14 protein-coding genes are annotated in these 15,791 nt (G+C 71.4%); 3 read left to right on the top strand and 11 right to left on the bottom strand.

Annotated features, from left to right (window positions below; translation table 11 throughout):
* The first annotated feature begins 6 nt into the window (after positions 1–6).
* Complete coding sequence (locus MHO01S_RS05255; RefSeq protein WP_061781962.1) at positions 7–738, top strand: gamma-glutamyl-gamma-aminobutyrate hydrolase family protein; 732 nt, start codon at positions 7–9, stop codon at positions 736–738.
* Positions 739–1,058: 320 nt separating this feature from the next.
* Here MHO01S_RS05255 and MHO01S_RS05250 read toward each other — a convergent pair whose 3' ends face one another.
* The 4 genes from MHO01S_RS05250 to MHO01S_RS05235 all read right to left on the bottom strand — a co-directional run bounded on the left by MHO01S_RS05250 (position 1,059) and on the right by MHO01S_RS05235 (position 6,318).
* Complete coding sequence (locus MHO01S_RS05250; protein ID WP_060960554.1) at positions 1,059–3,584, bottom strand: ATP-dependent Clp protease ATP-binding subunit; 2,526 nt, start codon at positions 3,582–3,584, stop codon at positions 1,059–1,061.
* A 198-nt stretch (positions 3,585–3,782) separates the two neighbouring features.
* The gene (locus tag MHO01S_RS05245) at positions 3,783–4,493 is read right to left on the bottom strand and encodes a hypothetical protein (RefSeq protein WP_061781948.1); all 711 of its coding nucleotides are present in this window, start codon (positions 4,491–4,493) and stop codon (positions 3,783–3,785) included.
* A gap of 74 nt (positions 4,494–4,567) precedes the next feature.
* Positions 4,568–6,028, bottom strand: coding sequence for a cardiolipin synthase (gene cls / locus MHO01S_RS05240; RefSeq protein WP_060960552.1), 1,461 nt, complete (start codon positions 6,026–6,028; stop codon positions 4,568–4,570).
* A gap of 50 nt (positions 6,029–6,078) precedes the next feature.
* A complete protein-coding gene (locus tag MHO01S_RS05235; protein WP_060960551.1) occupies positions 6,079–6,318 on the bottom strand; it encodes a hypothetical protein in 240 nt (79 codons plus the stop codon).
* Between the two features lie 117 nt (positions 6,319–6,435).
* On the opposite strand from MHO01S_RS05235, the gene MHO01S_RS05230 reads away from it, so the two are divergent.
* Positions 6,436–7,605, top strand: a complete 1,170-nt coding sequence (locus MHO01S_RS05230) for a DUF4192 family protein (protein WP_060960550.1) — start codon at positions 6,436–6,438, stop codon at positions 7,603–7,605.
* A gap of 3 nt (positions 7,606–7,608) precedes the next feature.
* Here the strand turns inward: MHO01S_RS05230 and MHO01S_RS05225 are convergent, their stop codons facing one another.
* The 3 genes from MHO01S_RS05225 to dhaK are packed head-to-tail and all read right to left on the bottom strand — an operon-like array spanning position 7,609 to position 10,014.
* Positions 7,609–8,361 (bottom strand): HPr family phosphocarrier protein, encoded by a 753-nt coding sequence (locus MHO01S_RS05225; RefSeq protein WP_060960549.1) that lies wholly within the window; start codon positions 8,359–8,361, stop codon positions 7,609–7,611.
* Complete coding sequence (gene dhaL, locus MHO01S_RS05220) at positions 8,358–9,020, bottom strand: dihydroxyacetone kinase subunit DhaL (protein WP_060960548.1); 663 nt, start codon at positions 9,018–9,020, stop codon at positions 8,358–8,360. The genes MHO01S_RS05225 and dhaL overlap by 4 nt, the downstream gene beginning before the upstream one ends.
* A gap of 1 nt (position 9,021) precedes the next feature.
* A complete protein-coding gene (gene dhaK, locus MHO01S_RS05215) occupies positions 9,022–10,014 on the bottom strand; it encodes a dihydroxyacetone kinase subunit DhaK (RefSeq protein ID WP_060960547.1) in 993 nt (330 codons plus the stop codon).
* A gap of 209 nt (positions 10,015–10,223) precedes the next feature.
* On the opposite strand from dhaK, the gene MHO01S_RS05210 reads away from it, so the two are divergent.
* Entirely contained in the window at positions 10,224–10,988 is a 765-nt protein-coding gene (locus MHO01S_RS05210) for an IclR family transcriptional regulator (protein ID WP_060960546.1), read from the top strand.
* Positions 10,989–11,152: 164 nt separating this feature from the next.
* Here the strand turns inward: MHO01S_RS05210 and lysS are convergent, their stop codons facing one another.
* From lysS to MHO01S_RS05190, 4 genes are all read right to left on the bottom strand, one after another.
* Positions 11,153–12,703, bottom strand: a complete 1,551-nt coding sequence (lysS, locus tag MHO01S_RS05205) for a lysine--tRNA ligase (protein ID WP_060960545.1) — start codon at positions 12,701–12,703, stop codon at positions 11,153–11,155.
* Between the two features lie 92 nt (positions 12,704–12,795).
* The gene (locus MHO01S_RS05200) at positions 12,796–13,485 is read right to left on the bottom strand and encodes a DUF2520 domain-containing protein (protein WP_061781947.1); all 690 of its coding nucleotides are present in this window, start codon (positions 13,483–13,485) and stop codon (positions 12,796–12,798) included.
* Positions 13,482–15,218 carry a PH domain-containing protein gene (locus tag MHO01S_RS05195; RefSeq protein ID WP_255266066.1) on the bottom strand — a complete coding sequence of 579 codons (1,737 nt, stop codon included), beginning with the start codon at positions 15,216–15,218 and terminating at the stop codon, positions 13,482–13,484. Before MHO01S_RS05195 ends, MHO01S_RS05200 begins: the two co-directional genes overlap by 4 nt.
* Positions 15,215–15,715, bottom strand: a complete 501-nt coding sequence (locus tag MHO01S_RS05190) for a PH domain-containing protein (protein ID WP_060960644.1) — start codon at positions 15,713–15,715, stop codon at positions 15,215–15,217. Before MHO01S_RS05190 ends, MHO01S_RS05195 begins: the two co-directional genes overlap by 4 nt.
* Between the last annotated feature and the right edge of the window lie 76 nt (positions 15,716–15,791).

Genomic DNA, 15,791 nt, shown 5'->3' with positions numbered 1-15,791 from the left:
TCGGCGATGGGAAGCGGACGACCGGTCATCGGACTGACCACCTACCTGGAGCGCGCCCAGCAGGGCGTGTGGGACGTTCGGGCCGCGTTCCTGCCGCACGTGTACCTCGACGCGGTCACCGCCGTCGGCGGCGCGGGCGTGCTGCTCACACCGCAGATCGAGCCGGATGCCGCGGCGGAGGCGATCCTCGACGGCCTCGACGGCCTCGTGCTCACCGGGGGTCTCGACGTCGACCCCGCGCTCTACGGGGCCGAACCGCACCCCGAGACCGACGAGCCGCGCCGCGACCGCGACGCGTGGGAGCTCGCGCTGCTGGCCGGGGCGCGTCGCCGCGGCATCCCGGTGTTCGGCATCTGCCGCGGGCTGCAGCTCGGCAACGTCGCCTTCGGCGGGACGCTGCACCAGCACCTGCCCGATGTCCTCGGCACGGATCGGTACCAGCTGGGCGGGGGCGTCTTCGCCCTCAACACCGCGACGGTCTCCGCGGGCTCCCGCCTAGCCGCCGTCGTCGGCGCCGGCGACATCGCGGTGCGCAGCTACCACCACCAGGGCATCGACCGGGTCGGCGACGGCCTGACCGTGACGGCGCGCAGCGACGACGGGCTGCCCCAGGCGATCGAGGCCGCCGACGGGTCGTGGTTCGTCGCGGTGCAGTGGCATCCGGAGGAGGATGCCGCCGACCGGCGCCTCTTCGCGGCCCTGGTCGCGGAAGCGCGCCGCTTCCGCGCCGGGCGTTAGGCGTTCGCCCCTGGCCCACCGCCGCCGCGGGAGCGGGCGGCGGTCCCGAACTCCTCCAGCGGCCCGGTCGCACCCCGAAAAGCGGTGCCCTCGACGCCTGAGACGGTCGGTGTGGAGGAGTTAGGGCCCGGGCTCCCACCCCCCGGCCCCGCCGCCGGTCGTTGAGCGAGGCGCGCAGCGCCGAGTCGAAACGCCCCCACCCCGCCCCCGGTCGTTGAGCGAGGCGCGCAGCGCCGAGTCGAAACGCCCACACCCCCGCCGCACACGCCGGAGGGGCGGATGCCGCAGCATCCGCCCCTCCGGGTGACGTTCGATCCGGGTCAGCCTCCGGCGACGATGTCCGGGGTGGCCTCGATGGCTCCCGCCGCGCCGACGCCGACCGCGACCTTCTCGCCGCGCGGGCCGTGCTCGAACAGGAACTTGCCGTTCTCGGCATCCACCTTGACGTGGTCGCCGGGGTTGAGCTCACCGTGCAGGATCCGCTCGGACAGCTGGTCCTCGACCTCGCGCTGCATGGCGCGGCGCAGCGGCCGGGCACCGAGCGTCGGGTCGAACCCGATCTCGATGAGGCGGTCCTTCGCGGCGTCCGACAGCTCGACCGTCATGTCGCGGTCGAGCAGACGCTCGCTCAGCCGCTTCGTGAACAGGCCCACGATCTGACGGAGCTCGTCCTTGTTGAGCTGCGGGAAGACGATGACGTCGTCGACGCGGTTGAGGAACTCGGGCTTGAAGTGGCGCTTCAGCTCCTCGTCGACCTTGCCCTTCATCCGCTCGTACGTCGTCTGCGCGTTGCCCTCGACCTGGAACCCGACCGGGCCGCCGGCGATCGCCGACGAACCGAGGTTGGTGGTCATGATGATGACCGTGTTCTTGAAGTCGACGACGCGGCCCTGACCGTCGGTCAGGCGACCCTCTTCGAGGATCTGCAGCAGCGAGTTGAAGATGTCGGGGTGCGCCTTCTCGATCTCGTCGAAGAGCACGACCGAGAACGGCTTGCGGCGCACCTTCTCGGTGAGCTGGCCGCCCTCTTCGAAGCCGACGAACCCCGGAGGGGCACCGAACAGCCGCGAGACGGTGTGCTTCTCACCGAACTCGCTCATGTCGAGCGAGATCAGCGCGCCCTCGTCGTCGAACAGGAACTCGGCGAGCGCCTTGGCGAGCTCGGTCTTCCCGACGCCCGTGGGGCCGGCGAAGATGAACGAGCCGCTGGGACGCTTCGGGTCCTTGAGCCCGGCACGCTGGCGGCGGATCGTGCGGCTGAGCGCGGCGATCGCCTCCTCCTGGCCGATGACCCGCTGGTGCAGCGCCTTCTCCATGAAGACGAGACGGCTGGTCTCCTCCTCGGTGAGCTTGAACACCGGGATGCCGGTGGCCTGCGCCAGCACCTCGGCGATCAGACCCTCGTCGACCACCGCGTGGCTGGCGACGTCGCCGCTGCGCCACTGCTTCTCGAGGCGCAGACGCTCGGCGAGCAGGGACTTCTCCTCGTCGCGGAGGGCCGCGGCCTTCTCGAAGTCCTGCTCCTCGCTGGCGGTCTCTTTGTCTTCGCGGACCTTGGCGATCTTCTCGTCGAACTCGCGCAGCTCCGGCGGGCTCGACAGGATCGACAGGCGCAGGCGGGCGCCGGCCTCGTCGATCAGGTCGATGGCCTTGTCGGGCAGGAAGCGGTCGCTGATGTAACGGTCGGCGAGGTTCGCCGCCGCGACGATCGCGCCGTCGGTGATCTGCACCTTGTGGTGCGCCTCGTAGCGGTCGCGCAGCCCCTTCAGGATGTTGATCGCGTGGGGCAGGCTCGGCTCGGCCACCTGGATCGGCTGGAACCGGCGCTCGAGCGCGGCATCCTTCTCGAAGTGCTTGCGGTACTCGTCGAGGGTCGTCGCACCGATCGTCTGCAGCTCGCCTCGGGCGAGCAGCGGCTTGAGGATCGAGGCGGCGTCGATAGCGCCCTCGGCGGCACCCGCACCCACGAGGGTGTGGATCTCGTCGATGAAGACGATGATGTCGCCGCGGGTGCGGATCTCCTTGGTGACCTTCTTCAGGCGCTCCTCGAAGTCGCCGCGGTAGCGGGAACCGGCGATGAGCGAGCCGAGGTCGAGCGAGTAGACCTGCTTGTCCTTCAGGGTCTCGGGCACGTCGTTCTTCACGATCGCCTGCGCGAGGCCCTCCACGACGGCGGTCTTGCCGACGCCGGGCTCACCGATGAGGACGGGGTTGTTCTTCGAGCGGCGCGAGAGGATCTGCATGACCCGCTCGATCTCCTTCTCACGTCCGATCACGGGGTCGAGCTTGTTGTCGCGCGCGGCCTGCGTGAGGTTGCGGCCGAACTGGTCGAGCACCGCCGAGCCGCCCTGGGCGGCCTGCTGGTTCTGCTCGCCGGCACCGGCGGCGACGCCCGCGGGCTCCTTGCCCTGGTAGCCGCTGAGCAGCTGGATGACCTGCTGGCGCACCTTGTTGAGGTCGGCGCCGAGCTTGACGAGCACCTGGGCGGCGACGCCCTCACCCTCGCGGATGAGGCCGAGCAGGATGTGCTCGGTGCCGATGTAGTTGTGGCCGAGCTGCAGCGCCTCGCGCAGGCTCAGCTCCAGCACCTTCTTCGCGCGCGGCGTGAAGGGGATGTGGCCGGTCGGCTGCTGCTGACCCTGGCCGATGATGTCCTGGACCTGCTCGCGGACGGCGTCCAGCGAGATCCCCAGGCTCTCGAGCGCCTTGGCGGCGACGCCCTCGCCCTCGTGGATGAGACCGAGCAGGATGTGCTCGGTGCCGATGTAGTTGTGGTTGAGCATCTTCGCCTCTTCTTGGGCGAGAACGACCACACGACGGGCACGGTCCGTGAATCTCTCGAACATTCGTCGACACTCCTCCGGCGCACGTCTTCTGGTGCGCTTACGTCGAGGGTAACGATCAGCGAATGCCGGTATGCCCGTGTTCGCCGTCGGCGCACCGCCGCGGCATCCGCTCGGCCCGCCGCCCGCACGAGCGAGGCGGGTCCGTCCGACGAAGGCCCCGCCGCCACCGAGCGGACCGAGACGATCCGCGGGCTCGGCTCAGCCTGCGATGGGGATGGTGACCGGGGTCGCGAACTGCGCGTCGCCGCCGGAGAGCGTCGCGGTCATGCCGGATGCCGCGGTCGCGCCGTCGACGTGCGCGAGGGCGACGCGCGGCGCCATGTCCATCGTGCAGGGCTGACCGTCCGGCAGGTCGGCGAAGGTCACCGCGATGTCGGTCTGGCCGGCGACGGCATCCTTCACGGTCGGCGCGCACGAGGACGAGCCCCACGTGAGGATGGCCAGCATCCCGTCGCCGACCCAGCCCGCCGAAGGCGCATAGTCGGCCACCTCGGGTCCGGCGTACGGGGACAGCACGGTCTCGCCGGGCGCTCCCCCGTCGAGGGACACCGTGAGGGCGATCTTCTGCGTGGCGTCCACACCGGCCGGCAGGGAGACGAGGCTCGCGCGGGGCGCGTAATCGGCGGTGCAGACGACATCGCCGGTGGGGTTGTCGAGGGTGACGGCGACGGAGCCGTCGGCCTGGAGGTCGACCGCGGAGGCCGTCGGCACACAGCTGGACGAGCCCTGGGTGACGACAGCCACGGCGCGGCCCCCGTCGAGCCAGCCGGCCGAGACCTCCAGCGCGCTCGCGTCGCCGCTCGCCGCGGGCGTCGCCGCGGGCGAGGTGGAGCCGGATGCGCAGCCGGCGAGCGCGAGCGCCCCCGAGATCGCGATGGCGGACAGGGCGAGCGCGCGTCGGGACGTCATGGCACCATCCTGGCGGAGCGTTCTGAACCCGTCCCGTGAGGGCGGTCACGACCGGATAACGACTGCCGCGCGCCTCACTGCAGGGCGGAGGTGAGGCGCGCGAGGTTGTCGAGCACCGTCGAGCGCAGCGGCTGCTTCATCCACTCGTCGAGCGTCAGTTCGCGGCTGAGCGCGCGGTACTCGTCCTCGACGGCGCGCAGCTGGCCGACGAAGTCCTCGCCGCGCACGAGCAGCGAGATCTCCAGGTTGAGGCCGAAGCTGCGCATGTCCATGTTGCTCGACCCGATGACGGCGACCTCGTCGTCGATCGACATCGACTTGGAGTGGAGGATGAACGGCTTCTCGTACATCCAGATCTTCACTCCCCCGCGCAGCAGGGCCTCGTAGTAGCTGCGCTGCGCGTGGTAGACCATCGCCTGGTCGCCCTCTTCCGAGACGAACAGCTCGACGTGGACGCCCCGCTGGCACGCCGTCTGGATCGCGAGCAGCAGTCCTTCGTCGGGCACGAAGTAGGGCGAGACGATGATGATCTTCTCGCGCGCGGCGAAGAGCAGCGTCATGAACAGCTTGAGGTTGTTCTGGAACTCGAATCCCGGGCCAGACGGGATGACCTGGCAGTCGAGGTCTCCGCCGCCGGTGCGCACGTCGAAGAGCTCGATCCCTTCGACGATCTCATCCGTCTCGCTGTACCAATCGCTCAGGAAGACGGCGTTGACGGATGCCACGACCGGCCCGTCCAGTCGCGCCATCATGTCGACCCAGTGCAGGCCGCGCTTGATGTTCTTGCGGAGGTTGTAGGTGGAGTCGGTGACGTTCTGCGAGCCCATGAAGGCGGTGTGCCCGTCGACGACGAGGAGCTTGCGGTGGTTGCGCAGATCGGGCCGCTGGTACTTGCCGCGCAGCGGCTGCACCGGCAGCATCAGGTGCCACGTCGCACCCATGGCGTCGAGCCGGCGACAGGTCTCGGCGTAGAAGGGCTTGCCCCGGTTGGCCCAGTGGTCCAGCAGCACCCGCACCACCACGCCCCGCTCGATGGCGTCCTCGAGGGCGTCGAAGAAGACCTCGGTGGTGGCGTCGCACTGCAGGATGTAGAACTCGACGTGCACGTAGCTCGTCGCCTCGCGGACGGCGGCGGCCATCTCCTCGATGCTCTCCTCGTATCCGGAGATGAGCGTCGCGTCGTTCTCACCCGAGAGCGGCATCGCCCCGAGGTTGCGGTTGAGCCGTACGAGCTGAGCGAACCAGAGCGGCGGGTCGGGGCGCAGCGTGCCGAGGTCGAGCCCGTGGCTGGTGGTGCGGATGTAGTCGTTGATCTGCTGCTGCTTCTTGCGGCGCTTGCGCGGCAGGCGCGGATTGCCGATCATCAAGAAGAGGAAGACGCCGATCAGCGGGATGAAGTAGATGGCGAGCAGCCACGCCATGGCCGCGGTCGGGCGACGGTTGCGCGGGACGATGATCACCGCGAGGATGCGGACCGTCACATCGGTCACGAAGACCAGGATCACCCAGGCGAGGGTCCATCCGGTCTGGTCCACGTCGCTCTCCCCGCTGTCGGACTCCGCCCAGCGTAGCGACTATCTCCGACTCAGGTCGTCGGCGGCGCGTCGGCGGTCGCGCCCGCCGGGGATGCCGCGACGCGCGCCTCCTCGCCCGCGCCGACGGGCGGCAATCCGCGCTTGGCGCGCTCTTCGTTCTCGACCTCGGTGTAGACGCGACGCTCGGTGCGATCCATCCGCAGGATCGAGCGCAGGACGAACACGAACAGCCCCAGCACGACGACGGTCGGCAGGAGCGACCACGCGACGGCGGTCCAGTACGAGTCCATGCCCTCCATCGTACGCGCGTGGTCGCCGTCTCCTCCCCAGCACCGACGTCCGCGGAGGTTGTCCACGGGTGACGTCCGCGCCGCCCTGCGACCTCGCCCGCCGATCAGACTCGCCGCATGTCCACGATCGTCCGGGCCGCCGACGCGGCACAGTTCCTGTCCGTCCTCCCGCACATGCTGGGGTGCACACCGCACGACAGCGTCGTCGTCGTTCCGCTGGCGCAGGGGCGGAGCCTCGGCGTCCTGCGCGTCGATCTTCCGTCCGAGGAGGCGGCCGCCGGCGCCGCGGCCAGCATCATCGGCATGGCCTGCCGCATCGCCGAGGTGGAGACCGTGATGATCGTCGTCTACACGGATGCCGAGATCAGCGCGGATGCCGCGGACGGGGCGGCGGCCGGCGGCGGCGCGCGATCCACGGGTGCGCTGCCGCACCGTCCGGTCGTCGATGCGCTCCTGAACCGCGCCGACGACTGCGGACTCCCGGTCGGCGATACGTTGATCGTCGCGGCGAACGGCTGGGGTTCGGCGCGGGCCGACGACCTGCCGCCCGGCGGTCACCCGCTGGCCGCCATCGCGCCGCGCGACGACCTGCCCGCGGAGACCGTCGACGGTCCGCTCGCCGCGGATCAGGCCGCGGGAGCGCGGCTGCCCCTCCCCGGCGCCACCCGGCGACGCGCCGTCGGGCAGGCGCTGCGCTCGCTCGACGCGGCCCTCGAGACCCTCTGCGGCATCCCTCGGGTGAGCGGATCCGCTCCCTCCCGCATCGACCCCGCCGCACTGCAGGCGGCGTGCGCGCTCGACGACCTGCCGGCCCTGTTCGAACGCGCACTGTCGTGGAACGCCGAGGATCTCGCACCGATGGATGCCGCGATGCTCGGCTGGTGCTTCGCACGTCCCGCGCTGCGCGATGTCGCGCTGGTCCAGTGGGCGAGCGACGTCGACGGCGGCGACGCGGCGATGGAGGCGCAACGGCGCTGGGAGGACGGCGAGGAGTACCCGAGCGACCTCGCGGAGGTGATGTGGGGCGACGGACCCCGCCCGGACCCCGTACGCCTCGACACGGCGCTGCGCCTGGCGCGGGCGGTGGCGGCGGTCATGCCGAAGAAGCGGCGCGCGGGGGCTCTTGCGGTGTGCGGCTGGATCGCGTGGGCCCGCGGCCGCTCGACGCACGCGGAGGCGTATATCCGGCAGGCGCTGCACGCTGAGCCGCGGCACGGGCTCGCGGAGATCGTCGGCTCTTTCGTCACCGCGGGCCATCTGCCCGACTGGGCGTTCCGTGCGCGGTAGTCGTCAGGCCGGCGCGGCAGCGAGCTCGCCGAACCCGTCGTCGACGAGTCGGCGGATGGCATCGACGGCCGCGGCGGCCTCCGCCCCGATCGCGGTGATGCGCACGGTGTCGCCCTCCGACGCCCCCAGGGTCAGCAGACCGATCAGGCTGGCGGCGGAAGCGGGGCCGGCACCCGTCGTGACATCGGCGATCGCGACGTCCGCATCGAACCCGCCGGCGGCTTTGACGACCATGGCCGCCGGCCGCGAGTGCAGCCCCATCGGGTTTCGCAGCAGCGCGTCGACGGAGGCATCCGGCGTCGACGCGCCGTCGGGGGCGACCGGGGTGAGGGCGCCGGGGTTGGACGCGCCGCGGGATGCCGGCGATCCCTGCGGCTGCTTGGCCGCGAGCGCGGCGGCGGCCTCGTGTGCCACGTCGTCGAGGCTGCCGCCGGTGGCCGCACGCACCATCCCTGCGGTGATGCCCTCCACGAAGGGACCGTCGCTGATGCGCACCGGCACCGTGCTCGTGCGCAGGTCGAGAGCCAGCTCGGAACTGATCACCGCGGAGCCGAGGTCGGTGATGATCACCACGCCGTCGGAGTCGGCCAACGCATCGACGGCGTCGGCGATGGCCGCAGCGTCCGTGCCGAATCCGCCGTCGGCGCCCGAGGCGACCCGCACCGGCGGGGCCGCACCGTGGACCATCTGCATCGCGAGGTCGACGGCGGCGTGCGCGAGGGGCTCGCTGTGCGAGACGATGACGAACCCGATCACGCCGCCTCCCCGGCGAGCGCGTCGGCGAACGCCCTCAGCAGCAGAGCGGTCGAGGCCGAGCCGGGGTCGATGTGACCGACGCTGCGCTCCCCGAGATACGAGGCGCGCCCCTTGCGTGCGACGAGCGGCTCGGTGTCGGCGCTGCCGCGCTCGGCGGCGTCGGCTGCTGCTCCCGCCGCCGCGGCCAGCGTCGCACCGCCGGCGAGAGCGCTGTCGAGCGCCTCCAGGGCGGGGCCGAACGCATCGATCATCGTCTTGTCGCCGGGCTGCGCGTGCCCGCGCGCCACGACGGCGGCGACACCTGCGGACAGGGCGTGAGCCCATTCGACTGCCGACAGCGACGTGCCGTCGGGCGCGTTCTTCCCCATGTCGAGGAACAGCGTTCCGTACAGCGACCCGCTCGCTCCGCCGACCTTGCTGACGAGGGTCATACCCACGGCCTTGAAGAACTCCGGCACCGTCTGCGGCGGCGTCGCATCCAGTTTCGCGACGATCGCCGTGAAGCCGCGATGCATGTTCGTGCCGTGGTCCGCGTCACCGATCGCCGAGTCGAGCGCGGTGAGCCGGTCGGCCTCGGCGTCCAGCCGGGCGGCGCCGAGACGCACCCACCGGTCGAGGATCTCGAGCGTCACCGCGTCGGTCGTCGCCGCATCCGTCATCTCAGCGCCCCCACCGCAGCGCGCTCGTCTCGACGGGAGCATCCCAGAGGCGCAGCACCTCGTCGTCGGCGCGCAGGAGGGTCAGCGAGCATCCCGCCATGTCGAGGCTCGTGACGTAATCGCCGACGAGGCTCCGCGCGACGGTGATGCCCTTGGCGGCCAGCGCGTCGGCGATGTCGGCGTAGATCACGTACAGCTCGATGAGAGGAGTGCCGCCCAGCCCGGTCAGCAGAGCGATCACGGGAGCCCCGGTGAAGTCCAGATCGCCGGCGATCGCCTCGACGAGCTCGCCCGCGATATCGCGCGCCGGCGCGAGGGGCACGCGGGTGCGCCCGGGTTCGCCGTGGATGCCGACACCCATCTCCATCTCGTCGTCGGGCAGATCGAAGCTGGGATGCCCGACGGCCGGGACCGTGCAGCTGGTGAGCGCCACCCCCATCGACCGCCCCTGCGACGCGACGTGCTCGGCGACCGCCTTCACCTCCGCAAGGCTCTTGCCCTCCGCGGCCGCGGCTCCGGCGATCTTCTCGACGAGCAGCGTCGTGCCGACGCCGCGACGCCCGGCCGTCCAGGTCGAGTCCTTGACGGCGACGTCGTCGGCGACGATGACGGATTCCGAGGCGATGCCCTCGTCGGCGGCCAGCTCGGCCGCCATCTCGAAGTTGAGCACGTCGCCCGTGTAGTTCTTGACGATGAACAGGACGCCGGCGCCGGAGTCGACGGCCTGCGCGGCGGCGAGCATCTGGTCGGGCGTCGGCGAGGTGAACACTTCGCCGGCACAGGCGGCATCCAGCATGCCCGCACCGACGAACCCGCTGTGCAGCGGTTCGTGACCCGAGCCGCCCCCCGAGATGAGGCCGACACGTCCCTCTCGCGGAGCGTTGCTGATCACGACGCGGTTGTCATGATCGACCGTGAGCTCGGGATGCGCGGCCGCGACGCCGCGCAGGGCGTCGGCCAGCACCGCTTCGGCCGAGTTGATGAGCTTCTTCATGCGCGGTTCTCCTCTTCGCTGAGTTCTTCGCTCGAGTTCTTGGCTCGGGTTCTTCACTGGCTTCTTCGCGGTGCGTCACGGGGCCGCGGCTGCGCCGTGGAGTTTTCGACATGATCGACTGCGATTCGTCTATGTCGAATATCTTCCCCATCTGCACCCCTGTCAAGAGGTAGTGTGACGTCCACCGTCCGCGCGCGAAAGGCCTCGGGATGATCCAGTCCATCGACCGCGCCGCGCGCATCCTCTCTCTGCTGCAGGGCGCGCGGCGTCTCGGCATCAGCGAGCTCGCCGCCGCGCTCGAGCTACCGCCGTCGACGGTGCACGGCCTCGTGAAGTCGCTGCAGGAGCACGGCCTGGTCGTGCAGGAGACGCGTGGCAGCCGCTACGCGCTCGGCCCGGCGCTGCTCACCCTGTCGAGCGTGTACCTCGACACCCTCGACGTGCGCGGTCGGTCGCTGCGCCGTATGCACGATCTGTCGCACCGCACCGGACTCGCCTCGCGCCTCGGGGTCGCGCACAACACCGACGTCCTCGTCATCCATCACGACCGGCGTCCCGACGGCACCGAGCAGATGCCCGAGACCGGCATCACCCTGCCCGCCCATGCGTCCGCGCTCGGGAAGGTCCTGCTCGCCTACGACGACGCGTTCCGCGCGGACGTTCTCACCCGCGATCTGGCGGACCTCACCGGCGACACCGTCACCGACGGCGACGCGCTGCGCGACCAGCTCGCCGGCGTGCGCGACCGGGCCCTCGCCACCGAGGACGAGGAGGCGGTGATCGGGGATGCGTCGATCGCGGTCCCGGTCGCCGGGGAGGACGGTGTCGTGGTCGCCGCGCTCGGGGTCGTGTTCCCCGCGCCCGCGTCCGCGCTGGATGCTCCGGTGCTCAAGGAGCTGCGCGACGCGGCGCAGGCGATCTCGCGCGATCTCGGTGCGCCCGGCTGGCCCCCGCGACCGGGGTCCGGGATCTGATCACCGCGTTTCGACTCGTCGCTGCGCTCCTCGCTCAACGACCGGGGCTCCGCCCCACCCCCACCCCCGGCCGTTGAGCGAGGCCGAAGGCCGAGTCGAAACGCTCCGCACCCACCCCCGGTCGTTGAGCGAGGCCGAAGGCCGAGTCGAAACGCCCCGCGCCCCTACTTCACCAGCGGGAACAGGATCGTCTCGCGGATGCCGAGGCCGGTGATCGCCATGAGCAGTCGGTCGATGCCCATGCCCATGCCGCCCGTCGGGGGCATGCCGTGCTCGAGCGCCCGCAGGAACTCCTCATCGACGCGCATGGCCTCGTCGTCGCCGCGGGCGGCGAGCTTCGCCTGCTCCACGAAGCGCTCCCGCTGGATGACGGGGTCGACCAGCTCGGAGTATCCGGTCGCCAGCTCGAAGCCGCGGACGTACAGGTCCCACTTCTCCACGACGCCCGGGATCGAGCGGTGCTCCCGCACGAGGGGCGAGGTGTCGAGCGGGAAGTCCATCACGAACGTGGGCCGCTCCAGGCCGCCCTTCACGAAGTGCTCCCACAGCTCCTCGACGTACTTGCCGTGGGTCGCGACCTTCTCGGGCACCTCGACGCCGACGGAGGCGGCGAGCGCCTTCAGCTCGTCGAGAGGGGTTTCGGGCGTGATCGAGATGCCCGCGGCATCCGACAGCGACTCGTACATGGAGATGCGGTCCCACTGCCCGCCGAGATCGAACGCGGTGCCGTCGGCCCAGGTGACCGTGGTCGAGCCCGCCACCGCGATCGCGGCGTTCTGGATGAGCTCCTGGGTGAGGTCGGCGATCCCGTTGTAGTCCGTGTACGACTGGTAGGCCTCGAGCATCGCGAACTCGGGGCTGTGGGTCGAGTCGGCACCCTCGTTGCGGAAGTTGCGGTTGATCTCGAACACGCGGTCGATGCCGCCGACCACGGCGCGCTTGAGGAAGAGCTCCGGGGCGATGCGCAGGTACAGCTCGGCGTCGAAGGCGTTGGAGTGGGTGACGAACGGCCGGGCGGCGGCGCCGCCGTGCTGCACCTGGAGCATGGGGGTCTCGACCTCGAGGAAGTCGTGGTCGGTGAAGGTCTGCCGCAGCGACGCATTCACCCGCGCCCGGGCGACCGCCGTCTCGCGCGCCTGGTCGCGCACGATGAGGTCGAGGAACCGCGAGCGCACCCGGCTCTCCTCCGACAACTCGGTGTAGAGGTTCGGCAGCGGCAGCAGCGCCTTGGCGGCGATGACCCAGTCGGACACCATGATCGACAGCTCGCCCCGCCGGCTGGAGATGACCTGACCCGTGACGGAGACGTGGTCGCCGAGATCGACGAGGTCCTTCCACGCCTGCAGCGACTCCTCGCCCACCTCGGCGAGCGACACCATCGCCTGGATGCGGCTGCCGTCGCCGGCCTGCAGCGACGCGAAGCACAGCTTGCCCGTGTTGCGGCTGAACACCACGCGGCCCGCGACGGCGGCGATGACGCCGGTCTCCGCGCCGGGCTCGAGGTCGGAGTACCGCGCGCGAAGGGCGGCGATGGTGTCGGTGACCGGAACGGTGACCGGGTAGGCGCCGCCCGCGGCATCCGCACGCTCGGCGAGCAGCCGCTCGCGCTTGGCGAGGCGCACCGCCTTCTGCTCGTGCACGTCGGCGAGATCGAGATCCCCGGCGTCGGGCGCGGCCTGGACGGGCGTGGACGCAGCGTTCGGCGTCTGAGTCATGGTGCGGGGCTCCTCGGAATCGACGTTCCAGTCTACCGAGAGCGCACTCCTCATCCCCCGGGAGGCCGCGGCTCCGGGAAGACCCGGCCGCGTCAGACGTCGATGACCGGCGAACCGTCCTGGAGGGCGCGGTCGACCGCCGAGTGGACGAGCATCGACAGGTACCGCCCGGGCTCCTCGATGCCCGCCGTCCGCAGCAGCGACGTCGCCTGCCGCACGACGGATGCCGAGAACTCGGTCGCCGTCGCGATCGCCTCGCCGTATGCCGCCCGGTCCGCTTCGGCGACGACGACGGGCTCGCATCCGAGCTCCACGGCGAGGGCCTGCGCGATCGGCAGCACGGCGGCCGGCGCGGTGACCGCCGCGAACGCGTCGTGCAGCAGCCGCAGGTCCATCGAGGTGCCGGTGAAGGTGACCGCCGGGTGCACGGCGAGCGGGATGGCGCCCCGGCGCGCGGCGGGAGCGAGCACGTCGGTGCCCCACACCGGGTCGGTGTGCAGGACGAGCTGGCCGATCTGCCAGCGCTCGAGCTCGGCGAGCCCCGACACGAGACCGGGGAGCTCATCGTGCGGCACCGCCAGCACGACCAGCTCGCTGCGGCGCACGATCTCGTCGGGATCCAGCACGGGAACGCCGGGCAGCACCGCTTCGACGCGGTCGCGGTCCGACCCCGCCGTGATCCCGACGAGTGCATGGCCGGCTCCGGCCAGCGCCGCACCGATGACCGGTCCGACCTTCCCTGCGCCGATGATCCCGACACCCAGCCTGCTCGCGCCTGTCACGCGTTCTCCCTCCGTTCCTCGCCCGCCGGTCCGACCGCCGCGGCGGCGCTGACGGGCAGGTCGCGCGCACCGGCGCCCGTCGCGGCATCGCGCGCACCGGCATCCTCGGCCCCGCCGGCATCGCCCGCTCCGGCATCCCCCACTCCAGCATCCCCCGCTGCGCCGTCACCCGGCTCGGCATCCCTCGGCGGCTCGGCGTCCCATCGATGGGAGCGGTCGGTGGCGGCGGCGGCGATGACGGCCGCCGCGATCCGCTGCCACAGCCCGTAGGCGTCATCGCGGTCGATGATGCCCACCGATCCCGCGACCTGTCCCGCGACCGTGTGTCCGGTGAGGTTCGCGACGCGGCGGGCACGATCGAGCGGACCCTGCGAGATGCCCACCGACTGCAGGCGCGCCAGCGGGAGGATGATCAGCGAGCGCCAGATCATGCCGCGGCGCAGCAGCAGCGCATCGGGCGTCAGCAGCACGCCGTTGCGCCGCCACGAGAGCGGCCGCAGCCACCAGGCGCGCCGCGGGGTCGTGACGTACGGATCGCCGGCGTGCGGGCCGAGGAGGCCGTGAACCACCAGTTCCTGCCACTGCGCGGCCGAGATGCCGGGAAGGAACAGGCGCAGCACCCGTTCGACGTCATCGCGGGTGCCGACGGGCAGCACGTCGGCGAACTGCTGGGACTGGGCATCGTTCGCGGAACGACCCGAGAGACGATTGACCCGGATGGCCCACCACCCGAAACCGCGCCACAGCAGCGGCTGACGGATCTCGAACGCGTGCACGCGACCCGGCGGCAGCGTCTCCGTGATCGTCGTGAACAGCCCGAACGTGATCCGCACCCCCGAGGGCGTGGGGGCGATCGAGTATCGCAGCGCGCGCGTGATCGTACGGAACCAGTACGCCCCGAAACCGAGGATCGCGGGCACCAGGGTGAACAGCACCCACGGCGTGCCCACGATGGCCCCCACCACGATCGCGGCCGCGAGCAGCAGCAGCCAGAGGGTCGATCCCGACAGCAGCCGGGAGGCGATGAGGCGTCCGGGCGGGATGTGCACGACGGATGCCGGTTCGGCGACGGGCTGCTCGGCGCCGTCGATCAGCCCGGTCAGTCCGGCGCTGACGGCCGCCACGGCGGCGCGGCCGCGACCTGCCGGGCCCCCGGCATCCGCGGCGCGTGCGAGCTGGCGACCCGACGCGAGGCGCAGGATGTCCGCCCGCACCGCCTCGGCGTTGGCGGTCGAGAGGTACTCGAGCTTGACATTCGCGTCGAGGCCGGCGCCGACGACTTCGAGCTTCGCGGCACCGAGCAGGCGTGCGACCATCGGGCGCGTCAGGTTGACCCCCTGCACCCGGTCGAGGGGCGCCCGCCGGTGTGTGCGGAAGAGGATGCCGCTGCGCACCTCGACGTCGTCGCCGGTGATGCGGAAGGTGTGGAAGCGCCACGACAGCCAGAACCCGCCCAGCAGCAGCAGGAGCACCCCGAGCACGGCGAGCAGCGCGAGGAGGACGAGGTTGTTGCTGACGACGTAGTCCACCGGGTCGGCCTCGTACCGTTCCCAGTCTTCGAGACCCGGGACCAGCCACCCGATGATGCGATCGCGGAGGTTGGTGATGACGATGCCGAGCACCACGAGGAGGAAGAGCCCTCCGCGCAGGACGGGCGTGAGCGGATGCAGCCGGTGCCACTCGCCGTCACTGAGGGGCGAGCGCACGTCGGCGACGGCGGCGGGATCGGTCACAGGCCGGTCCGCCGCGTCTCGGCCACCGCGATCAGGGTGTCGCGCAGGCGCTCGGCGGCGGGCTGCGCGAGCCCGGGGATCGTGACGCCGGTGGTCGCGGCGGCGGTGACGAGCTTGAGCTGGGCGATGCCGAACACGCGGTCCAGGGGCCCGTGGGTGATGTCGACGAGCTGCATGCGTCCGTAGGGGACCGCGACGAGACGCTGCCAGAGGATGCCGCGGCGGAAGACCAGGTCGTCCTCGCGGAGCTGATAGCCGTAGGCGCGGGCCTGGCGCGGCAGGATCACGAGCGTCCAGACCGTCACGACGACGACGATCGCCGCCGGGATCCAGACCCATGTCAGACGCAGGACGAGCGCACCCACCAGCGCCGCGGCGAGGACGAGCACGAGGAACGCGATCGTCGAGATCAGGCGGACCCAGACATAGTTGCGCGAGAGCTGGTGCCACGTGCCGTCGCCGAGCGGCAGCCGGTTCGCGCTGCGCGGCTCGAGGATGCGCTCGTACGTCCCCTCGTCGAGCGCCTCACCCGCGCCCCCGGTCGTTGAGCGAGCGGAGCGAGTCGAAACGCCC

Origin of the sequence: Microbacterium hominis NBRC 15708, from assembly GCF_001592125.1 — a bacterium.
Lineage (GTDB): Bacteria > Actinomycetota > Actinomycetes > Actinomycetales > Microbacteriaceae > Microbacterium > Microbacterium hominis.
Note: the sequence above shows the minus strand (reverse complement) of the source record. Positions and strands in the feature narration are given on the sequence as shown.

Excerpts from the sequence above, each read along its gene's own strand:
- dhaL (WP_060960548.1), bottom strand. The coding sequence starts at position 9,020 with ATGACGGATGCGGCGACGACCGACGCGGTGACGCTCGAGATCCTCGAC.
- MHO01S_RS05235 (WP_060960551.1), bottom strand. The coding sequence starts at position 6,318 with ATGGACTCGTACTGGACCGCCGTCGCGTGGTCGCTCCTGCCGACCGTC.
- dhaK (WP_060960547.1), bottom strand. The coding sequence starts at position 10,014 with ATGAAGAAGCTCATCAACTCGGCCGAAGCGGTGCTGGCCGACGCCCTG.
- MHO01S_RS05245 (WP_061781948.1), bottom strand. The coding sequence starts at position 4,493 with ATGACGTCCCGACGCGCGCTCGCCCTGTCCGCCATCGCGATCTCGGGG.
- lysS (WP_060960545.1), bottom strand. The coding sequence starts at position 12,703 with ATGACTCAGACGCCGAACGCTGCGTCCACGCCCGTCCAGGCCGCGCCC.
- MHO01S_RS05210 (WP_060960546.1), top strand. The coding sequence starts at position 10,224 with ATGATCCAGTCCATCGACCGCGCCGCGCGCATCCTCTCTCTGCTGCAG.
- MHO01S_RS05230 (WP_060960550.1), top strand. The coding sequence starts at position 6,436 with ATGTCCACGATCGTCCGGGCCGCCGACGCGGCACAGTTCCTGTCCGTC.
- MHO01S_RS05250 (WP_060960554.1), bottom strand. The coding sequence starts at position 3,584 with ATGTTCGAGAGATTCACGGACCGTGCCCGTCGTGTGGTCGTTCTCGCC.
- MHO01S_RS05255 (WP_061781962.1), top strand. The coding sequence starts at position 7 with ATGGGAAGCGGACGACCGGTCATCGGACTGACCACCTACCTGGAGCGC.